Source organism: Candidatus Methylomirabilota bacterium, from assembly GCA_028870115.1.
GTDB lineage: Bacteria > Methylomirabilota > Methylomirabilia > Methylomirabilales > Methylomirabilaceae > Methylomirabilis.
In genome coordinates this window covers 12,655-37,273 of the sequence record JAGWQH010000107.1, presented here as the reverse complement: position 1 = coordinate 37,273, position 24,619 = coordinate 12,655, and the positions used below count along the sequence as shown (strand labels likewise).

Here is a 24,619-nt window from a genome sequence, read left to right as displayed (position 1 = left end):
ACCTGGCAACCCCTTTTGCCTTCCTCCAGGAGCAATGCCGATGCCAATAATCCCACGAGTACTGCGGTTCCGGCAGTTCGCCTAACTTTATGAAACAATGAGCACTCCTTCACAAAAATCTCCGACATCTGAAGAGGCACCCTGGCGTCTCTGCATGAGTCTGGGAGGAACTGCCCCATCGCGGAATCAGAGAAGTGGGGTAACTATCTGAAAACTCGAGAAAGGATCTGTGGGACACGCATGCCCCACGAGGAAGCCGAATGTCCCGGTGGCGGAAGACGATAAGGGAATCTGTGGTCCTGGTCCCTAGGTCTGCCTGGGCTGAAGCAGTTGCGTCAGAGCCTCCCGATCGATCACCTCTTTTTCCAACAACAGCTTGGCCAGTGCGTCCAGGTCACTGCGCCTGGTAGCCAGTGTCTGCTCGACTCGAGTGTGGGCATCGGCCAGGAGCTTTCCGATCTCCTCATCAATTGCTTGAGCAGTTCGTTCGCTATACTCCCGTACCCTTTGCGGTTTCTGAATGTTGAGGAAAATGGGGGTGCGCGGCTCTTCGAATGTCGCTAATCCCAGCCGTTCGCTCATCCCGTACTGGGTGACCATGAGGCGGGCCATATCGGTAGCCCGCTGGAGGTCATCCTGGGCCCCGGTGGAGACGTCCCCGAAGACGATCTCTTCGGCCACCCGCCCCCCCAGGAGCACGTCAAGTCGATCAAGGATCTCGGCCCTTTTGAGCAGGTACCGATCCTCCGTGGGCGACTGTTGCGTGTAGCCGAGCGCGGCCACCCCGCGAGGAATGATGGAGATCTTCGAGACACGGTCGGCGTGAGGGCGGGACTCCGCCACCAAGGCATGGCCAGCCTCGTGGTACGCGACAGTCTCCTTCTCCGCGGGATTCATCACCCGGGTCTTTTTCTCGAGACCGGCTACGATCCGGTCGATCGCCTCATCGAAATCCGCCATCTCCACCGCATCCTTGCCTTTCCGCGCGGCAAGCAGCGCCGCCTCGTTCACCAGGTTGGCCAGATCGGCGCCGACGAATCCCGGAGTCCTCGCGGCGATAGCCGAGAGGTCAACCTCCGGTGAGAGCTTGACCGGCTTGGCATGCACCTGGAGGATCTTCTCTCGACCCCTGATATCGGGGCGATCGAGGGCCACCTGTCGGTCGAAACGTCCGGGACGGAGCAAGGCCGGATCGAGGATCTCCGGACGGTTCGTTGCGGCCATGATGATCACACCTTTGTTCGTATCGAAGCCGTCCATCTCCACCAGCAGTTGGTTGAGAGTCTGCTCGCGTTCATCATGTCCGCCAATAGGATTGAGTCCACGAGCCTTCCCAAGAGCATCCAGCTCGTCGATGAAGATGATGCAAGGGGCTTTTTCCTGAGCCTGGGCGAAGAGATCCCGTACACGAGCCGCCCCGACCCCCACGAACATCTCAACGAAATCCGACCCGCTGAGGCTGAAGAATGGGACCCCTGCCTCCCCGGCTACCGCTTTGGCCAGTAGCGTCTTCCCGGTCCCTGGGGCCCCGACAATCAGCACCCCTTTGGGGATCTTCCCCCCCAGCCGGCGATACCGTTCTGGCGTCTTCAGAAATTCGACAATCTCCATCAGCTCTGCGCGCGCCTCGTCGATCCCAGCTACATCTGCAAAGGTCACGCCGGTCTCTTTCTCCATGTATACTTTAGCCTTGCTCTTGCCGATCGCCATCAGACCGCTCGCCGGTCCTCCAACCCGCTTCATGAGAAACGCCCATACACCAACGAAGACCAGGGCAGGAAGTACCCAGGAGAGCAGCGTGGTAAACCATGTGCTTTCTACCTCGCCGGCAAAACGCACCTTCAACGCCTCCAACTCCTGGATCAGGGTCGGATCGTTGACCCGAATGGTCACGAAGCGATTCTCCCCGCCGGCCAACCGTTGAATCGCCTCCACCTTCTCTTTGGAGAGGAGTCCTTCCAGCCCCTCCCGTTTCAGCCGCCCGGAGATGACATGCGTCCCGAGGGTCAGGTCTTCCACCTTGCCGGATTTCAGGAGCAGTTTGAAATCGCTGTACGATAGCGTCTCGGTGTGGCGCGCTATCAGGAAATCGTGAACGGCCAGCACAAGAAAGAAAGCGGCTACGAAGTACCAAAGCGCAAACTGCCACTGCTTCTTTTCCATCGCGCTCGTCTCTAAGACCTGCTCTATTCCGGACTACTGGCTCTGTTTAGGATGGTGTTCCTGCTGTTCCGGCCCGCCTCCCTTGGGTGTCATGCCCTGTGGCGGTGTCATCCCCTGCTGGCGCTGCATCATCATCTCCATCATCTCGTCCATCATCCGCATATGCTTCTTCATCTCCAGCATGAGCTGCTGCTGTTTCTTCATATCGTCCATCATCATACAGCCCTGCATCCCGCCCATCTGTTTATCCTTATCCTGCTTCATCATGCCCTTACCCATACCCGGCATCCCCTGCTGCTCCATGCCACCCATTTGGTGGTCCTTCATCATCGCGCACGGCTGAGGCTGTTGCGCCGGCGCAGACCCTCCCGTTGTCAACACCATGGCTGACACCAACACACCTGCACACGTCACACGATTCATGCTGGTTCCTCCTTTTTCCGAAAGGGTTTTCGCACACACTACTCCAGACAGGGAGTCTGCCCACCACGTACCGCGGTCTTTGCAATTCTACCACGAGATCGCTCTAACGTAGCCACACTCCTGCAGACGCCGAGTTATCTTACGCTCCATGACGTCAGAGCGCGGATTATTGGCGAACTGTTCGGCCGCGCCACATCTCGTAGATCACAGGGATAATGACCAAGGTCAGGATGGTCGAGGTCACCATCCCGCCGATCATCGGGGCAGCAATCCGCTTCATGACATCAGCCCCCGCCCCATGACTCCACATGATGGGCAGGAGGCCGGCCATGATGGCCATCACCGTCATCATCTTGGGGCGCACCCGCATGACCGCTCCCTCGATAATCGCCTCATACAGATCCCGACTACTGCTCATCTTCCCCTCTCGCGCGCGCCGCTCATAGACCTCATCCAGATAGACGATCATGACGACGCCGGTCTCTGCCGCCACCCCGGCCAGCGCAATGATCCCAACCCATACCGCCACACTCAGATTATAGCCCAGGAGATACAGCAGCCAAATGCCGCCCACCAGCGAGAATGGAACCGACAGCAGCACAATCAGACATTTGGCCAGCGAACCAAAGTTAAAATAGAGCAGAACGAAAATGACGAGTAATGTCAAGGGGATGACGTATTTGAGCCGCTCCTTCGCTCGCTCCATATACTCGAACTGACCGCTCCAGATGAGGTGATACCCTTGGGGGGGTTTCACCTTCTCCGCCACGACTCGCTGGGCCTCAGCGACATAGCCGCCGATATCCCGCCCGACAACATCGACATAGACGTAGCCGACCAGCTCGGCCGCCTCGCTCCGGATCAGGGTGGTGCCGCTTGACAGCCTGAGATCAACGAGTTGCGTAATCGGGATCTGGGCGCCCATCGGGGTCGACACTAATACGCGCCTCAGACCGTCCAGGCTGTCGCGGAGCCCCCTGAAATACCGGACATTGACCGGGAACCGCTCACGCCCCTCGATCGTTGTCGTGATGGTGCTGCCGCCGATGGCGGTCTCGATGACGTTTTCGACGTCGGTCACGGTGAGGCCATAACGGGCGATCTCGTCCCGCTTGATCTCGAAATCGAGGTAGTAGCCACCGGCCACACGCTCAGCAAAGACGTTCCGTGTCCCCGGCACAGGCTTGAGCGCAGTCTCGATCTCCTGCCCTATCCGCTGGATCGTCTCCAGCTTCGGGCCAAGCACCTTGATCCCGACGGGGGTCCGGATCCCGGTGCTGAGCATGTCGGTCCTGGCCTTGATCGGCATCGTCCAGGCGTTGGTCACCCCCGGAACCCGGAGCGCCTGGTCCAGTTCGTCGACCAGCTTCTTAACGGTCATCCCCCGCCGCCACCGCTCTTCAGGCTTCAGGTTGATGACCGTCTCGATCATCTCCAGAGGCGCGGGGTCGGTGGCGCTGGTGGAGCGGCCCCCTTTGGCGAAGACCGACTCAACCTCCGGAAAGTGCTTGATGATCCGATCCTGGATCTGGAGGAGCTGGGAGACCTGCGTGATCGAGGCGCCTGGTAATGCCGTCGGCATGTAGAGGAGCGTCCCCTCATACATCGGTGGCATGAACTCGCTTCCCAGCTTCATGAAGGCCGGAATAGTGAGGAGCAGCGAGAGGAGAGCGGCGGCGATCGTGGTCTTCCGCCATCTGAGTACGGCATGAACAATCGGGTTGTACACCCAAATGAGAAACCGGCTGACCGGGTTTTTGTGCTCCGGATGGATCTTCCCGCGGATAAGGAGGACCATGAGGAGGGGCACGAGGGTCACCGAGAGCAGGGATGAAAAGAACATGGCAAAAGTCTTGGTCAAGGCAAGCGGCCGGAAGAGTCGGCCCTCCTGCGCCTCTAGGGTAAAAACAGGAATGAAAGAAACGGTAATGATCAGGAGCGAGTAGAAAAGCGGCTTACCTACCTCCATGGCCGCCTCGATGAGGATTCGGTTCCGGTCCTCGCCTGGCGCGGCGTGTTCCAGGCGCTTGTGGGCATTCTCGATCATCACGATGGCCGCATCGATCATGGCGCCGATGGCGATCGCGATTCCGCCCAACGACATGATATTGGAGCCGAGGCCGATGTAGTACATCGTAACGAACGACATGAGGATAGCGATTGGCAGGGTGAGGATCGCCACGAGGGCGCTGCGGAAGTGGAAGAGGAAGAGGATACTCACCAGGCTGACGATGATGCTCTCCTCGATCAGCTTCTCCTTGAGGGTAGCGATGGACCGATAGATCAGGTCGGATCGATCGTAGGTAGGAATGATCTTGACCCCCTCGGGAAGCGATGGGGTGATCTCCTTGATCTTGTCCTTGACCCGCTGGATGACCTCCAGGCTGTTCACACCATACCGAATCACAACGATTCCGCCGGCTACGTCGCCCTGGCCGTTCAACTCCGCGGCGCCACGACGGATGTCGGGTCCAAGACCGACCCGACCGATGTCCCGGACCTGGATTGGGGTCCCGCGTTCGTCAGTCCCGACGACAATCGTCTCGATGTCCTCGACGGACTTGATGTAGCCGAGGCCACGGACCATGTACTCGCGTCCGGTAAACTCCACCACCCGACCTCCGGTATCGTTGTTCCCCTTTCGGATCGCCTCGATCACTCGTTCCAGGGGGAGCTTGAATCCGAGAAGGGTAGCAGGATCGATAGAGACCTGATACTGCTTGACGAAGCCGCCAACCCGCGCCACCTCAGCTACGCCGGGGACTGACAGGAGCCAGTGATGAACGTACCAGTCGTTCAGCGTCCGAAGTTGGGCCAGATCGTGCCGGCCGGTCTCGTCTACAAGCGCATATTCAAACCCCCAGCCCACGCCGGTCGCATCCGGACCCAGGACCGGGGTCACGCCCTTGGGCAACCTGTCCTGCACGCCCTGCATATATTCGAGCACGCGGCTCCTGGCCCAGTAGAGATTCGTACCATCCTCGAAGATGATATAGACGAAAGAGAGGCCGAAAAAGGAGAAGCCACGGACCACCTTGACGTTCGGGGCTGAGAGGAACGCGACCACAATCGGGTAGGTGATCTGATCTTCCACGAGCGTGGGGCTCCGCTCTGCCCACTCCGTTTGGACGATGACCTGGACGTCGGACAAGTCGGGGATGGCATCCAGTGGCGTGTTTCGAAGCGCCCAGATCCCCCAGGCGACAGCGAAGAAGGTGAAGAGGCCGATGATGAATCGATTGATGGCGCTCCACTCGATCAATCTAGAAATCATCGGATTACCTCCGCGCTCCGCACCCCGTACGGGCGACCCGGCGGGTCGCCCCTACTTTTTCGGAGCCATCCCCATGCCGGACATGCCCCCTACCCCACCGACGGCAGTCTTGAGCTGGCTCTCGGAGTCGATCAGGAAATTCGCGGAGGTCACCACTCGCTCGCCAGCCGAAAGACCGGTCAGGATCTCGGTGTAACCATCCGCCCGCGCACCAACCTTGACCTCTCGCGGCGCGAAGGTCCCCTGCCCCTTGTCGATAAAGACGAGCTGTTGTGTTCCACTATCCAGGATCGCCTCATCGGGCACAACGAGACGCTTGCCAAAGGGAATCTTCAGTTCCACATTGGCGTACATCTGGGGTTTCAGTTTCCAGTCTTTCGTGTTGGGAAACTCAAAGCGCACCTTCACCGTCCGCGTCTTTTCTTGTAGGACCGGGTAGATGTAACTCACCTTACCGCGAAAGAGCTCTCCGGGGTAGGCGGCGAGTGTCACGCTCGCCGCCTGGCCAAGCTTGACCACTGGAACCTCGTATTCGTAGATCTCACCCTGGACCCAGACGGTGGAAAGATCGGCCACCTTGTACAGGTTCTCACCGGGCATCACCTTCTTCCCGCGAACAGCCATCTTTTCGATCACGACCCCATTGATGGGCGAGTAAATCGTCATACTCTTGCGTGGCGTCCCTGTTCGCTCAAGATCGGCGATCTCCTCGTCGCTGATGTCCCAGTACTGCAGGCGCCGCCTTGATGCATTGAGGAGCGTATCGCCCCCAGACGCGATGTCGGGGAAGCGGCTTTTGCCGAGCGTCTGCCTCGCCCGCAACGCCTGCAGGTACTCCTCCTGAGTCGAGACCAGATCCGGACTGTAAATGGTGAGGAGCGGCTGCCCCTTCTTCACGGGCTCCCCGGTAAAGTTCACCAGCAGGCTCTCGATCCACCCCTCGATCTTGATATTAATGTCGGCCAGGCGTCGTTCGTCGAACTCCACCACCCCGACCGTCCGGATCGTCCGCTCAATCGACCGGTATTCGACTACGCCGGTCTTCAGCCCGATTAACTGCTGACGTTCCGGACTGACCATTACCGCTCCAGGGGCCATCTGCATCTCGGACGCAACCGGCGGCTTGCCCTGCACAGCAGGGGTCGATGCCGCTTCATGTCCGGCATGATCCTCATTGCGTACGGTCTGAGTGATCGGCTCCCGAGGCGCTGGTGAGCCACCCACGACCGGGGCGTTGGACCGAAGGCCGCCGCCATACCAGACCACGACGATCGCCGCGGACGCGGCGATCAAGACACTCCAGGCAATGACCCACCTCATCCGTCGCATCTGTTCTCCCACGGAGTCCTCCTCAGTATCCCGAGGCGCCGACGACCCACTCCAACTTCGCCAGGCTTGTCTGGTACTCTCCCAGCGTCCGATAGTACTCCTTCTCAAAATTGAAGAGCGTCAGTCGGCTATCCAACAGGGTGAGAAAATCCACCTTACCCACCTGATAGCCGGCAACGGCAGAATCCAGGGAGAGTCGGGCCTGCGGAATCAGGCCGGTCTCCAGCAGATCAATGAGCTTGTGTCCCTTCTCGATATCAGCCACCAATTCCTTCACCATCGAGACCACCTCGTTTTTAGCGGCCTGATGCTGTTCCCTGGCCGAATTGATCAAGGCCGAGGTCTCTGCAACCTGCCTGTCCTGTTTGGTTCTGAAGTATAGGGGGATGTTGATTGAAAACCCCGCTGAGAAGAAGTCAGATCGCCTGACGATAGCGGAGTCTTCCCGGAAGGCGTAGCCCAGGCTCATCGTAAGATCCGGGAAGTATCGCTTCCTGGCAAGCGCATTGGCCGCCTTGCTCCGCTCGATCTCCTCCTGAAGCCCCTTGAGTAGCGGCCGGTTCTCCACGGCTCTGGCCTGGAGTTCCGCAAGCTCCATCGGCAGTTCGCCCTTCGCCACCTCCTCAGTCCGACCGAGCGGCGTTTGGGGGGGGCGGTTGAGGATCGCATTCAGCCTGGCGCAAGCAGCCTGACGGCTCTGTTCCAACCGGATCTGCTCGTCCAGTAACTTCGACAGCTCTACCTGGGCCTTCAGGACATCCTGCTGAATCCCCTTGCCTACACTGTATTTCGTCTCAGCGATTTTGACGAATTCTCTCAGTAGCTCACGGTTTTTCTCTACAATCTCCAGTGAGCGGTCGATGGCGTACAGTCCGTAGAAGACCTCTTTGACCCGCCGCACAATCTCGTTTCGTTTATCCCGATACACCAGGCCAATCGCGTTGGCCTCCCGTTGGGCAACCTCGCTTCGCAGGTCGAGCTTCCCAAAGAAGGGAAGCGCCTGAGAGATGCTGAGCTTCTTCATCGTCATATCGTCCTGGGTAAAGCCGAAAGAGCGGGTGGGGAGGTTTTCAATCTCAAAGCTCAGCATCGGGTCGTCAAGCGACCCTTCCTGGGAAGGACGTTCTCGCGCTGCATCCCATTTCCTCTCTTCAGCCCTGATCTCCGGATTCGCAGCGAGGGCCTCCTGGACGAGCGGCTGAAGACGGAGCGTCTCCTCCGCCCCAGCCGCCGCTTCTCCCATCCTAACGGCTGCAATGCTGGCAATAAGGATGAGTACACCGCTTTTCAGGACCATAGTCACCTCCATCTCCTTATTGATTGTCACGTACAATCCTTCCGCCTGCCCGACAAGTTCGAATGATCCGACGTCAAGTAATGTCTAATGTTTCGAGCGTATCCCATTATGATTACGATAATGACGCGAGAGACGCCGTTGTCTCTCGTTGATGGGTGCTTCGTTACTTCACTATGACCCTCCCATGAAGGATCTTAGCGTGGGGCTGATGGACGTGATACTCATAGGTTCCAGGCTGCTCAAAGGTCACCGTTACGGCCCCTTCAATCCAGACCTCGGGATGGGGGACGCCTGGGTCCTGCACAAAGGCCAAGTGCGCCTTCTCCCCCGAGGCGTTCCTCCACATTACACGATCCCCTCGATCGACGGTAATGTGGGCCTCCCTGAGGGAACCCAGCAGCACCACAACCTCCTTGTCAGTGGCAAACGCTGGAGAGAGGGCCATCGGAAACAGAACCAACAGGCTCATCGTGACAACAGCGATGCGGCGTATCGTCATGGTGTTCACCTCCTTCCGGACGAGTCGTTACGGATTATAATTTGCAGTCGTCTACAGAGATCCCTCAGGGCATGATACGTCATGCGCCGCCCTGATGGATAAAGTCAGAGTCCAGCGAGTCGTCGATTAGAAAAAGGTAAATCGAGGGGGTTTAAAGAGAGAGAAAGCGGGGGCCTGGGGCACAACGACCAACGTTGAAAGGGCAAAGAGGAGCACATTCATCAGAATTACAACCTGAAAGACCTTGGGGAGATCAACGGTACACAGAATAGACCGGCTACCCGTCGATCCGTGTTGTTCGGCCATACCGCACGACGTTATGCACAGGCCCACGGCGAGAATCAATATCAGAACGAGCTTTATGCCGGTCTTTTGATGGGTTATCGCTCTCATGCGCGCGCTTCTCTTTCCTCGCAATCTTAAGTTTCACCCATAATTAAAAGCAAGAGTTATGCCAACACCCCGTGCAGAGCCGCATAACAACATACCCTCACCGGAAATAAGTCTATCCACGATACCGTTTTATCTATCCGCTACGTAACCTCCTGTTCTGCGCGAACACATGGGGCATCCATGCACCATCTGTTATTGCCTCTTAACAATGTAACCGTATAATTATACGGGCGTTCACAGTGAACTACCCCGCAGCAAGCTGCGGGGCATCAAACACCAGAGCAAAAAGAAATCTGCGCGGCAAGCCGCGGGGAATGAACCCTCAGTAGATTCACGGGACAGCTCTGCCCCACGCAAAGGCTTCATTCCGCACTTACTTCACCACGATCTTCCCCCTTAGCGTTAGCGCCCTAGCCCCGACATGAACATGGTAGGGGAAGGTACCGGGACGGGGAAACTCGATGGATGCTTCCGTCGTAAACAGCTTGGTCCTCTCCGGGGCTCCCAGAGCTCGATCTTCGAAGACAACGCTGACGGCGGGGTCGCCCGTGGCATTGATCCAGGTGACATGATCCCCAGCGCTGACGGTCGTTACCGTCTCATGGAGCACCCCCCTATGGATCACCACATGGGTCGCGAGGGCTTCAGGTGGATCAAGCGCGGTCATGGCGACGCCCCAGACTGCCAATGCCATTCCTAGCCATGCGATCTTTCTCATGACTTCCGCCTCCTTCCAAGACGAGGCGACATCGCAATCGCCTTCTATCAGTGAAAACGATAGCGTATTCGGAAGAGTTCAATTCGGCACGTGAAGATCAGTTAGACTTGCTCTTCTGAAGCAAAGGCCATCACCTCTTCAGCAGCAAGGTCGGAGACGAGGCAGTAGGTGAGGTCCCCTGTCTTCCACATGAGGCTGGTGTACCCTTCATGGTGGTTGATGTGAAAGGTCCGCCCAGATCGAATCTGCTTCTCCCCAGGCATCATCGCCAGCTTCTCCCCCGGCAGGATAAAGAGCGAAAGGGTGTGACCCCTCCAGCGGTAGAAGAGCTGACCGGCCCTTTCGCCTCCCATGAGACTGACCCGCCCCTCCCAGAGTTGCCTCGGCTCCTGTTGGGTGAACTGGGGGAGGCGAACGGGAAACCGCAGGCGCTCCTGGAGCCAACGCGCCAGCTCCTCCGGATTGGCCAGCTTCACCTCCATCGGATATTCACCGAGGAGACATTTCACGTGGTCCTCCACGGAATCCCTGACGAAAGGCGAGGCCTGGGTCGGGCGAGGGGCGGCATAAAAGATCGCGAGAGCAAGGAGAAGAACGAATGCGCAGGCCATCGCCAGGATCGGCGCTGGCCTGCGAGGCCACAACGGGAAACTCCATCGTTCTTCCAGCCTCACGGATTCGGCTTCGGCAAGGCCCTGAACGATCCTCTCACGGAAGCCTGAAGGGAGCTGCGGCTGGGGCAGCCGTTCCCGTAGGAGACGCTTGGTCTTTAGTTCCCGCGCAAGGAATTTCGAACAGCTCTCGCAGGCGCTCAGATGCCGCGCAATCGCCTCCTGCTCGTCCACAGTAAGGGCGTCATCAATAGAGGCCGATAAGTAAACCCGAATCTCCTGACATTCCATCGTACTTCTCCCTACGGCTTGATGTATCCACGCATCCTCGCGAATTCCCACAGACGCCGGCGGAGCAGCGCTCTGCCGTGATGCAGTCGGGATCTCACCGTTCCAACGGGGCAGTCGAGCACCCTGGCGATCTCCTCGTAGCGCATCTCTTCAAGGTCGGCCAGAATCACGGTCAACCGCTGTTGGGACGGTAGACCCTGCAACGCCTGCTCGACCTCGGTCGGGAGTGCCTTTTCGAGGGCAAGCTCGATCTGCTCAACGGAGAGTTGAGAGCCGTCAACCAGTGGCTCCGCCTCATCCCAAGGCTCGGTCGGCGGCTCCTTCGCCGTCTTCCGCACATGGTCTAGATGCGTATGTCTGAGTATCGTCAGCAACCAAGCCTTACAGTTGGTCCCTCCCTGAAACTGATGGAACGACCGAAAGGCCTTGAAGAGCGTCTCCTGGACCAGATCTTCAGCATCGGCCCGTTGTCCGGTCAGACGATAGGCGACGCGGTACAGCAACGGGAGATGCGGAAATGCCACCTCCTCGAATCCAGTGACTTTTGAAGCCAGGCGACCTCTCGGAATCACGCCTTCACCTATATAAAACGAATGGCGAGGAAAAAAGTTCATTTGGTGCCCCGCCGCAGTTGCCAGCTTCGCCAGAGGGCATAGATCGCCGGGATGACCATCAAGGTCAGGATCGTCGAGGTGACCATGCCGCCGATCATAGGGGCGGCGATCGGCTTCATGACATCGGCGCCGGTCCCATGGCTCCACATGATGGGTAACAAGCCCGCCATAATGGCTGTTACCGTCATCATCTTGGGGCGCACCCGCTGAACAGCCCCTTCGATGATCGCGTCGTGAAGATCCGACTCGTCCCGCATGGTGCCTTCCTCGGCCCGACGCTCGTAGACCTCGTCGAGATAGACGATCATCACCACCCCGGTCTCGGCGGCGACCCCGGCCAGGGCAATGATCCCGACCCAGACCGCCACGCTCAGGTGATAGCCGAGTAGATAGAGCAACCAGATCCCGCCTACCAGAGAGAAGGGGATGGAGAGAAGGACGATGAGGGTCTTGGCGACCGAGTTGAAGTTGAGGAACAGGAGAAGGAAGATGATCGCCAGGGTCAACGGAACGACAATCATCAGACGGGCCTTGGCGCGTTCGAAGTACTGGAATTGCCCTGCCCAGCTCAGATAGTAGCCCTTCGGGATCTGCACGCGCTCGGCGATCACCTTCTTGGCCTCTTGCACGTAGCCGACCAGGTCCCGACCGGTCACATCGATGAAGACATACCCTACCAAGACCCCGCCTTCGTCTCGAATGGATGAAGGGCCTGTCGTGATCCGGAGGTCGGCCAGTTGGGCGATGGGAACCTGGGCCCCTGTCGGCGTCGGGACCAGGACCCGCTTCAGCGTCTCCACATCGTCACGTAACTCCCGAGGATACCGGAGCTGGATCGGATACCGCTCCCGCCCTTCGATCGTCATTGAGATCTCTTTTCCCCCGATGGCGGTCTCGATGAGATCTTCCACATCCTCGACCCGGAGGCCGTAGCGTGCCGCCTCCTGCCGACGGACCCTGAAGTCGATGAAATAGCCGCCGGTCGTTCGCTCTGAGAGGACGCTGCGGGTTCCCGGGACCATGCCTATGGCTGCCTCGATCTCCCGTCCGATCCGGTCGATGACCTGGAGGTCAGGACCGAAGATCTTAAGCCCAAGGACACTCCTGAAGCCTGTGGCCAGCATCTCGGTCCGGGTCTGGATCGGCATCCACCAGACGTTCGGCATCCCTGGAAAGCGCATCTGGGCATCCATGGCGTCCACGAGTTCGTCGAAGGTTCTGGTCCGCTCTTCCGGCCAGACCGGCTGCAACAGCGTCTTTACCGGCTCGGGGGCCCAGCGGGAGTACCACCGATCCCGCCGGACCTTGCGCCACTCGGACTCTGGCTTCAGCTCAACCAGAGTCTCGACCATCATGATGGGGGCCGGATCGGTCGGGGACTCGACCCTGCCGATCTTGCCAAAGACCGACTGCACCTCGGGAAACTGGCGGAGGAGCTTATCCTGGATATGGAGGATCTGGCCTGCCGGGGTGACGGAGAGCCCTGGCAGGGCCGAGGGCATGTAGATGATCGTCCCTTCATGCAGCGGTGGCATGAACTCGGAGCCAAGGCGAAGGAAGGCGGGGATGGTTGCGGCCAGGACCACAAGCGCCAGAACCACAGTCGTCTTGCGGAAGCGCAGGACCGTCTGAACCACCGGATTATAGAGTCTGATGAGGAACCGACTGACGGGATTCTTCGACTCCACCGCGATCCGCCCCCGGATCAAGAGAAGCATAAGGGCCGGGGCCAGGGTGACTGAGAGGAGAGAGGCGAAGAACATCGCGAAGGTTTTGGTGTAGGCCAGGGGCTTGAAGAGGCGCCCCTCCTGGGCCTCCAGGGTGAAGACCGGGATGAAGGAGACCGTGATGACCAGCAGGGAGAAGAAAAGCGGCTTACCAACCTCCTTTGCCGCCTGGATGATGACCTGGGCGCGATCGCCTGGCCTCCCCTCATGCTCCCACCGCTCCAGTCGCTTGTGGGCATTCTCGATCATCACGATGGCAGCATCGACCATCGCGCCGATGGCGATGGCGATCCCACCAAGCGACATGATATTGGAAGTGAGGCGCATGTAGTACATCGGGATGAAGGCCAGGAGGATGGCGATCGGGAGGATCAGGATCGCGACCAGGGCGCTCCGAAAATGGAGCAGGAAGATGATGGAGACCAGGCTGACAATGATGCTTTCCTCGATCAGTTTCTCTTTGAGCGTGGCGATGGCGCGCTGAATAAGGCTGGAGCGGTCGTAGACTGAGACGATCTCAATTCCATCGGGAAGGGATGGCTTGATCTCGTCGATCTTGGCCTTGACGCCGTTGATCACGTCAAGGGCGTTCTCACCATAGCGCATGACGATGACGCCCCCAACGGCCTCGCCCTCGCCGTTATAGTCGGTGATACCCCGCCGCATGTCGGCGCCGATCTGGACCCTTGCGATATCCCGCAGGAGAATCGGCGTACCCTGGTCGCCTGCCCCCAGGGGGACGTTCTCCAGATCAGCCGCTGACTGGATGTAGCCTCTTCCACGTACCATGTACTCGGTGCCGGAGGCTTCGATGGCCCGGCCACCCACGTCGTTGTTGCTCCGGCGGATCGCTTCGATGACGGAGTTGAGTGGGATGTTATAGGCGAGCAGCGCATTCGGGTTGACATTCACTTGGTACTGCTTGACGAATCCCCCCACGCTGGCCACCTCGGCAACTCCGGGAACGCTGGCCAGCGCATACCGAAGGTGCCAGTCCTGGAGGCTGCGGAGGAAGGCCAGATCATATCTGCCGCTTCGGTCGATGACGGCATACTGGTACACCCACCCGACGCCAGTGGCATCGGGACCCAGGGTTGGAACCACCCCCGCCGGCAGCCTCCCCGCCACCCCCTGCATGTACTCGAGGACCCGGCTGCGGGCCCAGTAGATGTCGGTACCATCCTCAAAAATCACATAGACAAACGAGAGGCCGAAGAACGATTGACCTCGTACGAACTTGACCCTGGGAGCAGACACGAGCTTGGTGATGATGGGATAGGTGATCTGATCCTCGACCAAGTCAGGGCTGCGGCCGGGCCAGTCGGTGAAGATGATGACCTGGACATCGGAGAGGTCCGGGATCGCATCCAGCGGGACCCCTCGAAGGGCGTAGATCCCCCAGAAAGAGAGAAAGATGACCGCAAGGAAGACCAAGAAGCGGTTCCGTGCGCTGCAGGCGATGAGACGCTCGATCATTGCCCGCCTCCTGCCGTCACGGAAAAAGTCGCTTTAACCTCGGGCTTGCCGGGGATGGTAGCCTTCACGGTGACCTCCCAGGTGCCTCCCATCGCCAGGTTCGCCTTCGCCTCGTAGAAACCCTCTCTGGAGAGCGGGGCCTCAACCCGTACTGGACTCATCCCCGGCATCGGCATGGTGTAACTTACGGAGACCTTGGCATGTGTGATCGCCTGACCCTTCTCATCGATCAGCCGAACCTGGAGGGTGTTCGCGCCAACCCTCGTAGGGCTGGGGACCGTTGACAGGGCGATGGTAATACCGCCCACCTTTTGCTGCTGAGGTCCAGCGGGCGCCTTACCCGGCATCGGCATTCCCTCCATCCCTTGCATCCCCTCCATGCCTCCCATCCGCATCCGCTCCATGCCGGCCATCCCGGCCATGGCCCCCATCGACTCCCGCAGTTTGCTCTCAGAATCGAGGAAGAAGTTGGCGCTGGCCACCACCCGGGTGCCTGGTGTGAGACCAGAGAGAATCTCCTGCCGGTCACTGACCCTGAGGCCCAAGGTGACCTCCTTCGGTTCGAAGTGCCCTTCGCCCTTGTCCACAAAGACGATCTGCCGCGTCCCCGAATCGAGGATCGCCTCGGAGGGGACCGCCAGCCGTCGCCCAAGCGCCACCTTCAATTCGATGTCGGCAAACATCCCCGGCTTGAGCCTCACGGCACCCGTATTGGGGAGTTCCAGCCGGACCTTGGCCGTTCTGGTCTTACTGTCAAGGGACGGATAGAGGTAGATGACCCGTCCCCGGAATATCTGGCCGGGATAGTACGAGAGGCGGATCGAGGCCTGTTCTCCGACCTTGATAAGGGGAAGCTCATACTCGTAGATGTCGGCGTAGACCCAGACCGTGGAGAGATCGGCGATCTTATACAGCACCATCGAGGGCTCTACTCGCATTCCTTCAAACGCCATCTTGTCGACGACGAAGCCGTCGATGGGGGACACGATGGTCAGCGTCTTGGTCGGTTTGCCGCTCTGCTCAAGCTCAGCGATCTGCTCTGAGGTGATGTCCCACAGCAGTAGACGCCGCCGCGCCGCCTCGAGCAGCGAGTTCCCCGCGGCAGCCACCCGGCTAAAGGGGCTTCCGCCGATCTGTTGCTTCGCTTGCAGTGCGAGAAGGTATTCTTCCTGGGTTGACAGCAACTCCGGGCTGTAGATAGTGAAAAGCGGGTCGCCTTTCTTCACCAGCTTTCCGGTAAAGTCCACATAGAGGTGTTCGATCCACCCTTCGATCTTGGTATTGATCTGCTTCAGTTTTCGCTCGTCATACTCGATCCGCCCCACCGTCCGAATGGTCTTCTCCAGAGGCTGATAAGTCGCTTCGGCTATTCTGAGACCGATAAGCTGCTGCTTGACCGGGTCAACCATGATCCCCCCTGAAGGCATGGGCATTCCGGGCATCCCCTGCATCTCCTTGGCAGCCATAGGCTTTTCAGCGGGCATCATGTCCTGTCCCTGCTGAGCAGCTTGGCCACTCGGGGCATTGCCTTGACTGCAGCCGGCGCTCAGCAGGATGAGCGCGACGACTACGAGAGCGTCTCTTCTGTTCTTTATCATTAATGTGTTCCTTCCAGTCTATTGTTATGGGGCGCACGGCTTCGCCGCCCACGGTCACTTCATCACTTTTTCGCTCAATCACTCAAGATATCGCGGCCGACGGCCCGCTCGAGATCAGCCAGGCTCTGCTCGAGTGCCACGAGGGCGCGATAGTAGCCAAGGCGGACATCGCGAAGCGCCCGCTCGGCCTCCAGGAGGCCGGTAAACTCAAGGCGGCCGGTCCGGTAAGCAGCCTCTGCCGACTTCAATGACAACTCCGCCTGGGGTAACAGGCCAGTCTGATACAAGGTCACTGATTTCCGGGCTGCCGTGGCTCTGATCAGATTCTCCCGGACTTCGAGAAACGCGAGGTTTTTCGCCGCCCGGTAGCTCGCCTCAGCCCGAGCGATCTGAGCCGATGCCTCTTCGACCTCTTTGTCGTGCTTAGCGTTCGTCCAGAAGAACGGGATCGTGAGGGTGAGCAATCCCGAATAGGTATTGTGGAAGTTTCCTTGAGGGATATACCAATAGCCGAGGCCGACCGTGAAGTCTGGGTATTTCTGATTTTTGATAGCGAGTTCGTGAGACAGTTCTGCCCGCTTGAGGCCGGAGGACGCCTCTTGAAGCTCTGGACTCGAATCGATGGTCAGTTTGTAGAGGTCCTTCTGCTCAAAGGGCATGGTGGAGGGCTCCCGCTCGATCGTTCGGCCGATGGGGGCATCGGTTGGACGGTTCAGGACTGTGTTGAGCTTGGCCTCAGCGGATTGCCTCGCCTGCTCCGCGGTGATGAGTCGATTGATAAGGTCGCTCTGCTCGACCTGGGCCTTCATCACATCCTGTTGCGTGACCTTGCCAACCGCGTACCTGACCTCGGCTGTCTTAAGGATCCGCTCAAGGAGATCGAGTTGCTCTTGGGTGATCTGGATCTCGCGGTCGGCCATAAACAGATCAGCGTATCCCTTCTTTACGGCGGCAATGATCTCTCGCTCTTTGGCACGGTAGCGAGCCGCTGCCATGGCTTGCTCCTGGGTGGCCACGTCACCCCTGAGTCGAAGCTTGCCTGGGAATGGGAGTCGCTGGCGAAGGTTTACCATATGCGTGCTGGCTTGGTTCACGTTCGTGGGCTGCTTAAATGGGATCGCCCAGCTCTCGATGTCCACCTCCGGATCATCAAGGGAGCGGGCCTGGACGATCCTGGCCTGCGCGGCCTGAACCGCTTTTCGCGCCGCCAGGATCTCGGGATTCGATCTGAGTGCTTCCGCGAGCAACTTGCCGAGATCGGTGCCCGCTTCTAACGTGAGAGTCAGAGATTGCTCAGCAGCGCACGGCGCTGCGGCCAACAGCACGAGCATGACACCGATTGCGAGATGTCCCTTGTAGTGCATCGTTTCCTCCCTGAATAGTCGGAGAGATTCAGCCTAAGCTACCAGTGGTCACTCACCACAATCCGGGCACGGGCAGCGCGTGGAACCAACCTTCGCCGCCTTCCTGCAAGCGTCAGGCGCCTCTTGACGCACGAGGCCGACCTGCGAAGAGAAAAGACAGGCGTCTGGCGCCAAAGGGTCGAGCGCCCGGATCAAGTGTGGTAATGACCGAGTTCGTTTAGGGAGAGTTGAAAGATGTCAGGCGAGTGTAGGAGGGTGGAAGATGGGGCGAACCGCGGAAGCAGGGTTCAGAACGGGGTAAACGGCACGCAGCCCGAGGACAAAGCCATTCGGTTCAACGCCAGCAGCGTACGGAGGGGCTCCGCACAGCATCGGACACATTCCATCCGTCGTCTGTGCGCCCATATCGCGATCCATCATTGTGGCCATCTGAGCATTCGCCATCAAGCCGAAAGGGCAGATACACACGGCGGCAACCATGGCCACAACTACTGCCGCCACTAAAAACACCGCTTTTAGCTTGCTGAATTGTCGCATCCGGCTTGGCCTCCACACGCAGTCAGTCACTGTCAGTATATTAATACTCCCTATATCTCAGCATGTCAACACCACCTATGCGACCCTAATCCTGAGCTAGCCGGAGATTAGGGGCCAGACTTGGCCCTTGACAGGACGTGTGTTAGAGTTGGCTGGCTTCCCACCTTTGAGGAGGTGCCATGGACGAAAACAGTGTTGCAGCGGTGCTCGGTAAGCTGGATTATGAGATCTTTGTCCTGACGGCAGCCCATCAGGACCGATCCAGTGGCCAGATTGTGTGCTGGGTAGTGCCGGCAACCATCGTCCCCCAGATCCCTCGCATTCTGGTCGGGATTGGCCGGACGACCTTTACCCGCGAACTTATTGAGGTTAGCAGAAAGTTTGCACTGAACCTGCTCGGGAAGGATCAATGGCCATTGGTGGCCCACTTCGGCTTCCGGTCCGGCCGAGCCATGGATAAGTTTGCGGCAGTCCCCTCTGAGCGCGGGACGACCGGCAGCCCCATCCTGATAGGGACTGTCGGCTATCTGGAGTGTGAAGTCAGGACAGTATTTGACGCCGGGTCTCACCTCTTTTACCTGGCCGACATCGTCGAAGGAAAGCTCGTGGCCAACCAAAGCCCTCTCTGCCTCCACCACTTGCCGGAACTGTTACCCCAGGAGGATCTCGCCACCATGCGGCGGCTCCTGGAGCAGGACGCCCAGTGTAATCTTCCACTCCTCTAAAAAAGCCGCTACCAGCAACAAGCGTAGCTGCAACTTATGGCTGGTAGCGGCTTTCCGTTTCGCCTCAGACCTCCTAATGGGCGCAGGTGCCCTCCCATCCGGCGTGCTGGCCCTTTGCCTCATGGCGCCATTCGATAAGTTCGTGGAAGATCCCGTCAAAGTACGTCTTAAAGTCGGGAGCCACATCGGCGACAGAAAGGATGCCAAGCAGTTTCTGGCCGTTCTCGACAACAGGGAAGCGCCTGACTTTACGCTGGCCAAAGAGCCGCGCAGCCTCAGCCATCTCGAAATCGGGAGCGATCGTGTACGGATTGCGGATCATGATCTCCTCGATCCGAGTGGTCTTGGGGTCCCACCCCTCGGCGACACACTTGATGGTGATCTCCCGATCGGTCATGAGGCCGAGAAGTCTGCCCTCATTGGAGATCAACACGCACCCTACCCTGTGGTCACGCATCTTACGCGCGACCTCGGCGGCGGTCTCCCATGGTAGAGCCGTCACCAGATCGGTCACCATGCCGTCTCGCACCTTCATCTTATATCCCTCCTTGCAACTGTCGGATAACACAAAAACGGCGGTCTCTTCCCCTCCGACCACCCCGCCTCAGAAACAGTACAGCCCTTCAGGCAGGCGGCAGGACCTGAAGGGCTGTACACGTACCTCGACCTCTTGCGAATCCGAATATTCAGGCATTCCTACTTCCCATACTGCCCCCATGGGCTACCTCCTCTCCATGGGGGACGCTTGCACATTGCCGCCTTCACATTTAATGTAATGACCAGCCTCGTTTATGTCAAGGAAGCGGGCTGTGTAGCCTGCGAGCTTAACAACATGCTACATTGTTCGTGAACGTAGCGTCGGCATAACGAACTTCTCATGACCGCGAGACATCAGCAAAGGGCGGGTGACCGATGAAAAACGATTCTACGATACTCCAGAACGAAGTCAGACGGCTCATGGAACAGCATGGCGTGTCGTTCGAGACGGGGTTTCTCGCAGAGCGGCCCTTGCGGTGGCTGCCGGAGGATGCCGGTCACGCTGAACGGACGAACGATTTCATACAGCTAGACGCGATGGCCTATTTGCTCGAACAGACGATCAGCGAGCGGACGGTCGCTGACTCAGTCAGACGGCTGGAGGTTCCCTGCTGGTCATTCGAGGATCTACCATGGCCGGTGGCCTGTCGCCTGATGTTGATCTACGCCATGTCCACGCACGCCTACTTCCGAGAGATATGCCCCTATGGCAATGTATCGGAACTGATGCAGGATCAGAGTCCGAAGATCCTGCCTGCGCCACTCGCGGTGCCGCTCTGGCGCGCCTCAAGGCGGATCGGTATGGAACCGACGATGTCCTATGGCCTCTACGCCCTCTGGAACTACTACCGCAAAGATCCCAAAAAGCCGGTCAGCTTGGAGAATATTGAATTGATCCACTCCTTCACCGGAACACTGGATGAGCGGTGGTTCGTACGGATTCATCAAGCAGTCGAAACGGCATTTGCGCCCGCGATACCGGAACTGCTTAAAGCCTGCCTGCTCTCGCGCATCGGCGATCCCGACGGTTCGATGCCCTCTTTGCCGAATCTCGGAGAAGAGGCGATCGTCAGTGAGATGATTCAGTATTTGAATAACGCCGCGAAGGCCGCACGGAGCGCCGTTGCGGTGCTCAAGCGGATGCGGGAGCACTGCGACTATGGGACCTACTTCAACCGGGTGCGCCTGTTCTTCACCTTCCCCAACAGCGTGGTGTTCGAAGGCGTGGAGGAACTGGGGGGCAAACCTCAACAAAAGTTAGGGGAGACGGGAGGGCAAACCCCGTTCATGCACTTCCAGCTTGCCGCCGCGGGCATCGACCACGACGACGACCCCTACTTTCCGCGTATGCGAGGGTATATGTCGAAACCGTTCCGGGATCTCATCGAATTCGTCCGGCAGACCTCGAAGATTCGATTATTCGTTTTGGAGCGAAGGCGTAACGAAAGACTCGTGCAGGCGTATAACGCCCTCATTCAGGTCATCCCGCTTGACTGGCGCATCACGCATATACATCTCGTCGAGGACTTTATCGGACGGTTCGGTGAGGGACACGGTACCGGGAAGCCGCCACTGGACTGGCTAAGCGCCCTGCACAGAAAAGCTACGTCGTACCTCATCAACCTATGACTATCTGACAGCACCATGGACCAATTCGCTCGAGACTTGGAATTTCAAGCCCCATATCCTACCTTGGTGGTGCGGGGCCATCAGGCGAGCCATCAGAATCGGCACGGTCCTCTCTTTTGCGGTCCGCAGTCCGATCAACCGCTAACGAGCAGGCGGGTAATCTTTGATAGCTTCGACAAGGGCAACGAGGTCCGGAATGGCAAAAGGCTTGAAAAGCACGAGCGTGGCGCCAGCCTGCTTGGCTTCTTCGGCGAGATTAGGCGCGCTCTGCGCCGTGATCAGAATCGACGGCGGGCGGTTGCTCCCGGCATCCAGGCATCCGAGCAGGGCCAGCCCGTCAAGACGAGGCATACGATAATCGGTGATGAGGAGATCGTACCGTTCGGCCTGCAAGCTGGCCAGCGCCTCCAACCCGTCTTGCGCACAGCTTACGGCGTACCCTATCGAGCTGAAGACCTCAAAAAGTAACTCTCGGATCTCCGGGCTGTCACCTGCGATCAGGATCCGAAACAGTTGGCCGTCATCCCGACTCGGATTGACCATCGCCCCTTTCTCGCCTGCGTCGGGCGTCCTTCGACGCTGGACCCCTCAACAACTCTGTGCCAAAGACTGTAATAGAAGCCCAGGGGTGTCAATACGCATTTCGGCGTATATGGTCTATGCGCTCATCCTGACGCGCTAAAGCAAAAACTGCAGAGTAGACCCTTGAATGGCCCACGCGCTTAACATATGCACACCCCTCTTACCCCGTTGCCTCTGTATCGTGCAGCCGTTCTCGCCACAGCCGTCTACCGGAGGCCTGACGTTGCGCCCTAACTCCTTAATTTAACGGCCTATACCGTCCTTGACTCTGTCGTCCGAACAGTTGGCATCGTAATTGCGAAGTCTTTCAAGCATCAGGTCACCCGAGGCTGGGTGGCTTCAGGACGGCAACGGCGCCGGTTCCCCATGAGGGGCCGGCGTCGTTCTTCTTAAGCAGCGGAGGCAGAGGATGGACGGACGAACAAGGCTCGTCGTTATCGGCAACGGCATGGCCGGGACCAAGGTTGTTCAAGAGATCCTGTCCCGGGATCGTGAACGGTTTCACGTTGTGATGTTCGGCTCGGAGCCATACGGCAACTACGACCGCACCCTCCTCTCGGATGTACTGACCGGTTCCAAGGACGCCAAGCAGATCTTTTTGAACTCCCTCGACTGGTACCGCGATCACAACATCACGTTACATGCAGGGATGCCGGCCACCGCTATCGATCGCGACAACAAGATAGTAAGAGGAGGCGGCATAGAGGAATCATACGATACGCTGATCATCGCTACCGGCAGCCGGGCCTTGGTACCCCCGGTGAAGGCGTTGGAGAAGATCGGCGTCTTCGTCTTTCGAACCCTCGATGACTGTCAGACGATTGAAGCATATGCGAGAGGATGTCGGAGGGCTGCCGTCATGGGCGGCGGTCTGCTGGGTCTGGAGGCTGCGCGGGGTCTGCTCTCCCTCGGGCTCCAGGTCACAGTCGTCGAAATGATGCCGTGGTTGATGGCACAGCAATTGGACGCCGAGGGAGGCGCGCTGCTGCAACGGTCGATGGAGCAGATGGGCGTGCAGACGCTTCTCGGGAAGACCGTGACGCGGGCGCTCGGGGGCAAGCGGCTCACAGGCCTGGAGTTTCAGGATGGTACGACGCTCGACACCGACATGGTGGTGATGAGTTGCGGCATCCGGCCTAACGCCGAGCTTGCCGAAAGATTCGGACTCGCGGTGGATCGGGGGATCGTCGTGAATGACCGGATGCAGACCTCTGATCCGGACATCTACGCTGTCGGTGAGTGCGCTCAGCATCGGGGCAAGCTCTATGGTCTTGTGGCGCCCCTGTACGACCAGGCCAGGGTACTGGCGGAGCACCTGACCGGCGTCTTGTCCAATGGCGGCTACCAGGGTTCAAGGTCCATAACCAAACTGAAAGTAATGGGCATACAGCTTGTCTCGATGGGCGACACGATTCCATCTGACCCTCAAGACGAGGTCGTCAGCTACGTCGAGCCATCGCGGGGCGTTTATAAGAAGATGATCATACGCAACAACCGGCTCGCCGGCGCCACCCTTCTTGGCGAGACGGATACGGCGGGGGTGCTCACCCAAATGTTCCTGCTGAACGCGGAACTTCCGGATCGGCGGGCCGACCTGCTCTTCGGCACCTCCACCGGCGCCCCGATCCTCTCGGTGTTTGACCTGCCCGATCACGCTCAGATCTGTCACTGTCACGGGGTCACCAAAGGTCAGATCAAGGAGGCGATCGAGTTCGGCAAGTGCCGATCAGTCTCGCAGATCGGGGCCAGCACGAGGGCCGGCACAAGTTGCGGCGGCTGCAAGAAGCTCCTCGAGCAGTTCCTCGAGGTCTATGCCGGAGAGGTGGCGCTCGACCCCGCCGAACACTGGTATGTGCCGAGTCTCCCGATGACCAGGCCCGAGCTGGTGGCCGCCATCAAGGCCAAAGGCATCAAGAGTGTCAGCGCGCTCTTCCGTGAGCTCAACGGCGGACGAGAGGAACCGAGCCATAAAGCGGCCCTGGCGTCGCTTCTCAAGACCATCTGGGCCGGGGAGTATGAAGACGAACGCGATGCGCGGTTCATCAACGACCGGGTCCACGCCAACATCCAGAAGGACGGGACGTTCTCGGTCGTGCCGCGAATCTACGGCGGCGTCACCTCGCCGGCGGAGCTTCGACGCATCGCCGATGTGGCGGAGAGGTACCAGGTTCCGGCGATCAAGCTGACCGGTGGCCAGCGGATCGCGCTGGCGGGCGTGAGGAAGGAGCAACTTCCGCACGTCTGGAAAGATCTTGGAATGGCCAGCGGTCACGCCTACACCAAGGCGGTCCGTTCGTGTAAAACTTGCGTGGGATCGCTCTTTTGCCGATTCGGCCTCGGCGATTCCATCGCGCTGGGGATCAAGATCGAAAAGCGGTTTCATGGTATCGAGACTCCGCACAAGATGAAGCTCGCTGCGGTGGGCTGTCCGAGGAACTGCGCCGAGTCTACCGTCAAAGACCTTGGAGCCGTCGCCATCGAGGGCGGTTGGCAGGTCTACGTGGGCGGCGGCGCCGGGACCCGGGTGCGCGCCGCAGACCTCCTGTGCACAGTGAAGACTCACGAAGAGGTTCTGACATACATGGGCCGTTTCATCCAGTACTACCGCGAGCATGGCAAGTACATGGAGCGGGCGTATGGACTTGTGGAACGCGTCGGCATTGACGAGCTACGCGAGCTGCTCGTCAAGGATGTGGAAGGGATCGGTGCGCGGTTGGATGCCGAGATCGAACGGGCGGTCGAGGCCCGCACAGATCCCTGGGCCGAGGCGGATGCACCTGTGTACCCGGCCCAGTTCGGCGGACCCGTACTTGTGGAACTGAAGAGGTGAAG

At 59.0% G+C, this 24,619-nt stretch carries 19 protein-coding genes; 3 read left to right on the top strand and 16 right to left on the bottom strand.

The genetic code is table 11. From position 1 onward, the window contains the following. Nucleotides 1–306: 306 nt before the first annotated feature. From ftsH to KGL31_13340, 14 genes are all read right to left on the bottom strand, one after another. Nucleotides 307–2,163 (bottom strand): ATP-dependent zinc metalloprotease FtsH, encoded by a 1,857-nt coding sequence (gene ftsH, locus KGL31_13405; protein MDE2322887.1) that lies wholly within the window; start codon nt 2,161–2,163, stop codon nt 307–309. Nucleotides 2,164–2,196: 33 nt separating this feature from the next. Then, the gene (locus KGL31_13400; GenBank protein MDE2322886.1) at nt 2,197–2,586 is read right to left on the bottom strand and encodes a hypothetical protein; all 390 of its coding nucleotides are present in this window, start codon (nt 2,584–2,586) and stop codon (nt 2,197–2,199) included. Between the two features lie 166 nt (nt 2,587–2,752). Continuing rightward, complete coding sequence (locus tag KGL31_13395) at nt 2,753–5,860, bottom strand: efflux RND transporter permease subunit (protein ID MDE2322885.1); 3,108 nt, start codon at nt 5,858–5,860, stop codon at nt 2,753–2,755. Between the two features lie 51 nt (nt 5,861–5,911). Next, nucleotides 5,912–7,189, bottom strand: a complete 1,278-nt coding sequence (locus KGL31_13390) for an efflux RND transporter periplasmic adaptor subunit (GenBank protein MDE2322884.1) — start codon at nt 7,187–7,189, stop codon at nt 5,912–5,914. A gap of 22 nt (nt 7,190–7,211) precedes the next feature. Then, complete coding sequence (locus KGL31_13385) at nt 7,212–8,516, bottom strand: TolC family protein (GenBank protein MDE2322883.1); 1,305 nt, start codon at nt 8,514–8,516, stop codon at nt 7,212–7,214. A gap of 133 nt (nt 8,517–8,649) precedes the next feature. Next, complete coding sequence (locus KGL31_13380) at nt 8,650–8,985, bottom strand: hypothetical protein (GenBank protein ID MDE2322882.1); 336 nt, start codon at nt 8,983–8,985, stop codon at nt 8,650–8,652. A gap of 126 nt (nt 8,986–9,111) precedes the next feature. Next, nucleotides 9,112–9,378, bottom strand: coding sequence for a hypothetical protein (locus KGL31_13375; GenBank protein MDE2322881.1), 267 nt, complete (start codon nt 9,376–9,378; stop codon nt 9,112–9,114). A 373-nt stretch (nt 9,379–9,751) separates the two neighbouring features. Further along, nucleotides 9,752–10,096: a hypothetical protein gene (locus KGL31_13370; protein ID MDE2322880.1), complete on the bottom strand. Its 345-nt coding sequence runs from the start codon at nt 10,094–10,096 to the stop codon at nt 9,752–9,754. A gap of 101 nt (nt 10,097–10,197) precedes the next feature. Further along, nucleotides 10,198–10,998, bottom strand: coding sequence for a zf-HC2 domain-containing protein (locus KGL31_13365; protein MDE2322879.1), 801 nt, complete (start codon nt 10,996–10,998; stop codon nt 10,198–10,200). A gap of 11 nt (nt 10,999–11,009) precedes the next feature. Next, entirely contained in the window at nt 11,010–11,612 is a 603-nt protein-coding gene (locus KGL31_13360) for a sigma-70 family RNA polymerase sigma factor (GenBank protein ID MDE2322878.1), read from the bottom strand. Then, nucleotides 11,609–14,815 carry an efflux RND transporter permease subunit gene (locus KGL31_13355; GenBank protein ID MDE2322877.1) on the bottom strand — a complete coding sequence of 1,069 codons (3,207 nt, stop codon included), beginning with the start codon at nt 14,813–14,815 and terminating at the stop codon, nt 11,609–11,611. Before KGL31_13355 ends, KGL31_13360 begins: the two co-directional genes overlap by 4 nt. Further along, entirely contained in the window at nt 14,812–16,413 is a 1,602-nt protein-coding gene (locus KGL31_13350; GenBank protein MDE2322876.1) for an efflux RND transporter periplasmic adaptor subunit, read from the bottom strand. Before KGL31_13350 ends, KGL31_13355 begins: the two co-directional genes overlap by 4 nt. A 74-nt stretch (nt 16,414–16,487) precedes the next feature. Further along, nucleotides 16,488–17,777, bottom strand: coding sequence for a TolC family protein (locus KGL31_13345; protein ID MDE2322875.1), 1,290 nt, complete (start codon nt 17,775–17,777; stop codon nt 16,488–16,490). A 237-nt stretch (nt 17,778–18,014) separates the two neighbouring features. After that, on the bottom strand, nt 18,015–18,314 hold the full coding sequence (locus KGL31_13340; protein ID MDE2322874.1) for a hypothetical protein: 300 nt from the start codon (nt 18,312–18,314) through the stop codon (nt 18,015–18,017). A 179-nt stretch (nt 18,315–18,493) separates the two neighbouring features. Here KGL31_13340 and KGL31_13335 point away from each other — a divergent pair, with 179 nt between their 5' ends. Then, a complete protein-coding gene (locus tag KGL31_13335; protein ID MDE2322873.1) occupies nt 18,494–19,039 on the top strand; it encodes a flavin reductase in 546 nt (181 codons plus the stop codon). Nucleotides 19,040–19,112: 73 nt separating this feature from the next. Here KGL31_13335 and KGL31_13330 read toward each other — a convergent pair whose 3' ends face one another. Next, on the bottom strand, nt 19,113–19,574 hold the full coding sequence (locus KGL31_13330; GenBank protein MDE2322872.1) for a CBS domain-containing protein: 462 nt from the start codon (nt 19,572–19,574) through the stop codon (nt 19,113–19,115). A 377-nt stretch (nt 19,575–19,951) separates the two neighbouring features. On the opposite strand from KGL31_13330, the gene KGL31_13325 reads away from it, so the two are divergent. Then, nucleotides 19,952–21,205 (top strand): hypothetical protein, encoded by a 1,254-nt coding sequence (locus KGL31_13325; GenBank protein MDE2322871.1) that lies wholly within the window; start codon nt 19,952–19,954, stop codon nt 21,203–21,205. A 141-nt stretch (nt 21,206–21,346) separates the two neighbouring features. On the opposite strand, the gene KGL31_13320 is transcribed toward KGL31_13325, so the two are convergent. Then, nucleotides 21,347–21,748: a response regulator gene (locus KGL31_13320; protein MDE2322870.1), complete on the bottom strand. Its 402-nt coding sequence runs from the start codon at nt 21,746–21,748 to the stop codon at nt 21,347–21,349. A gap of 448 nt (nt 21,749–22,196) precedes the next feature. Between KGL31_13320 and nirB the strand changes: the two genes are divergently transcribed. Further along, a complete protein-coding gene (gene nirB, locus KGL31_13315; GenBank protein ID MDE2322869.1) occupies nt 22,197–24,617 on the top strand; it encodes a nitrite reductase large subunit NirB in 2,421 nt (806 codons plus the stop codon). Nucleotides 24,618–24,619 lie beyond the last annotated feature (2 nt).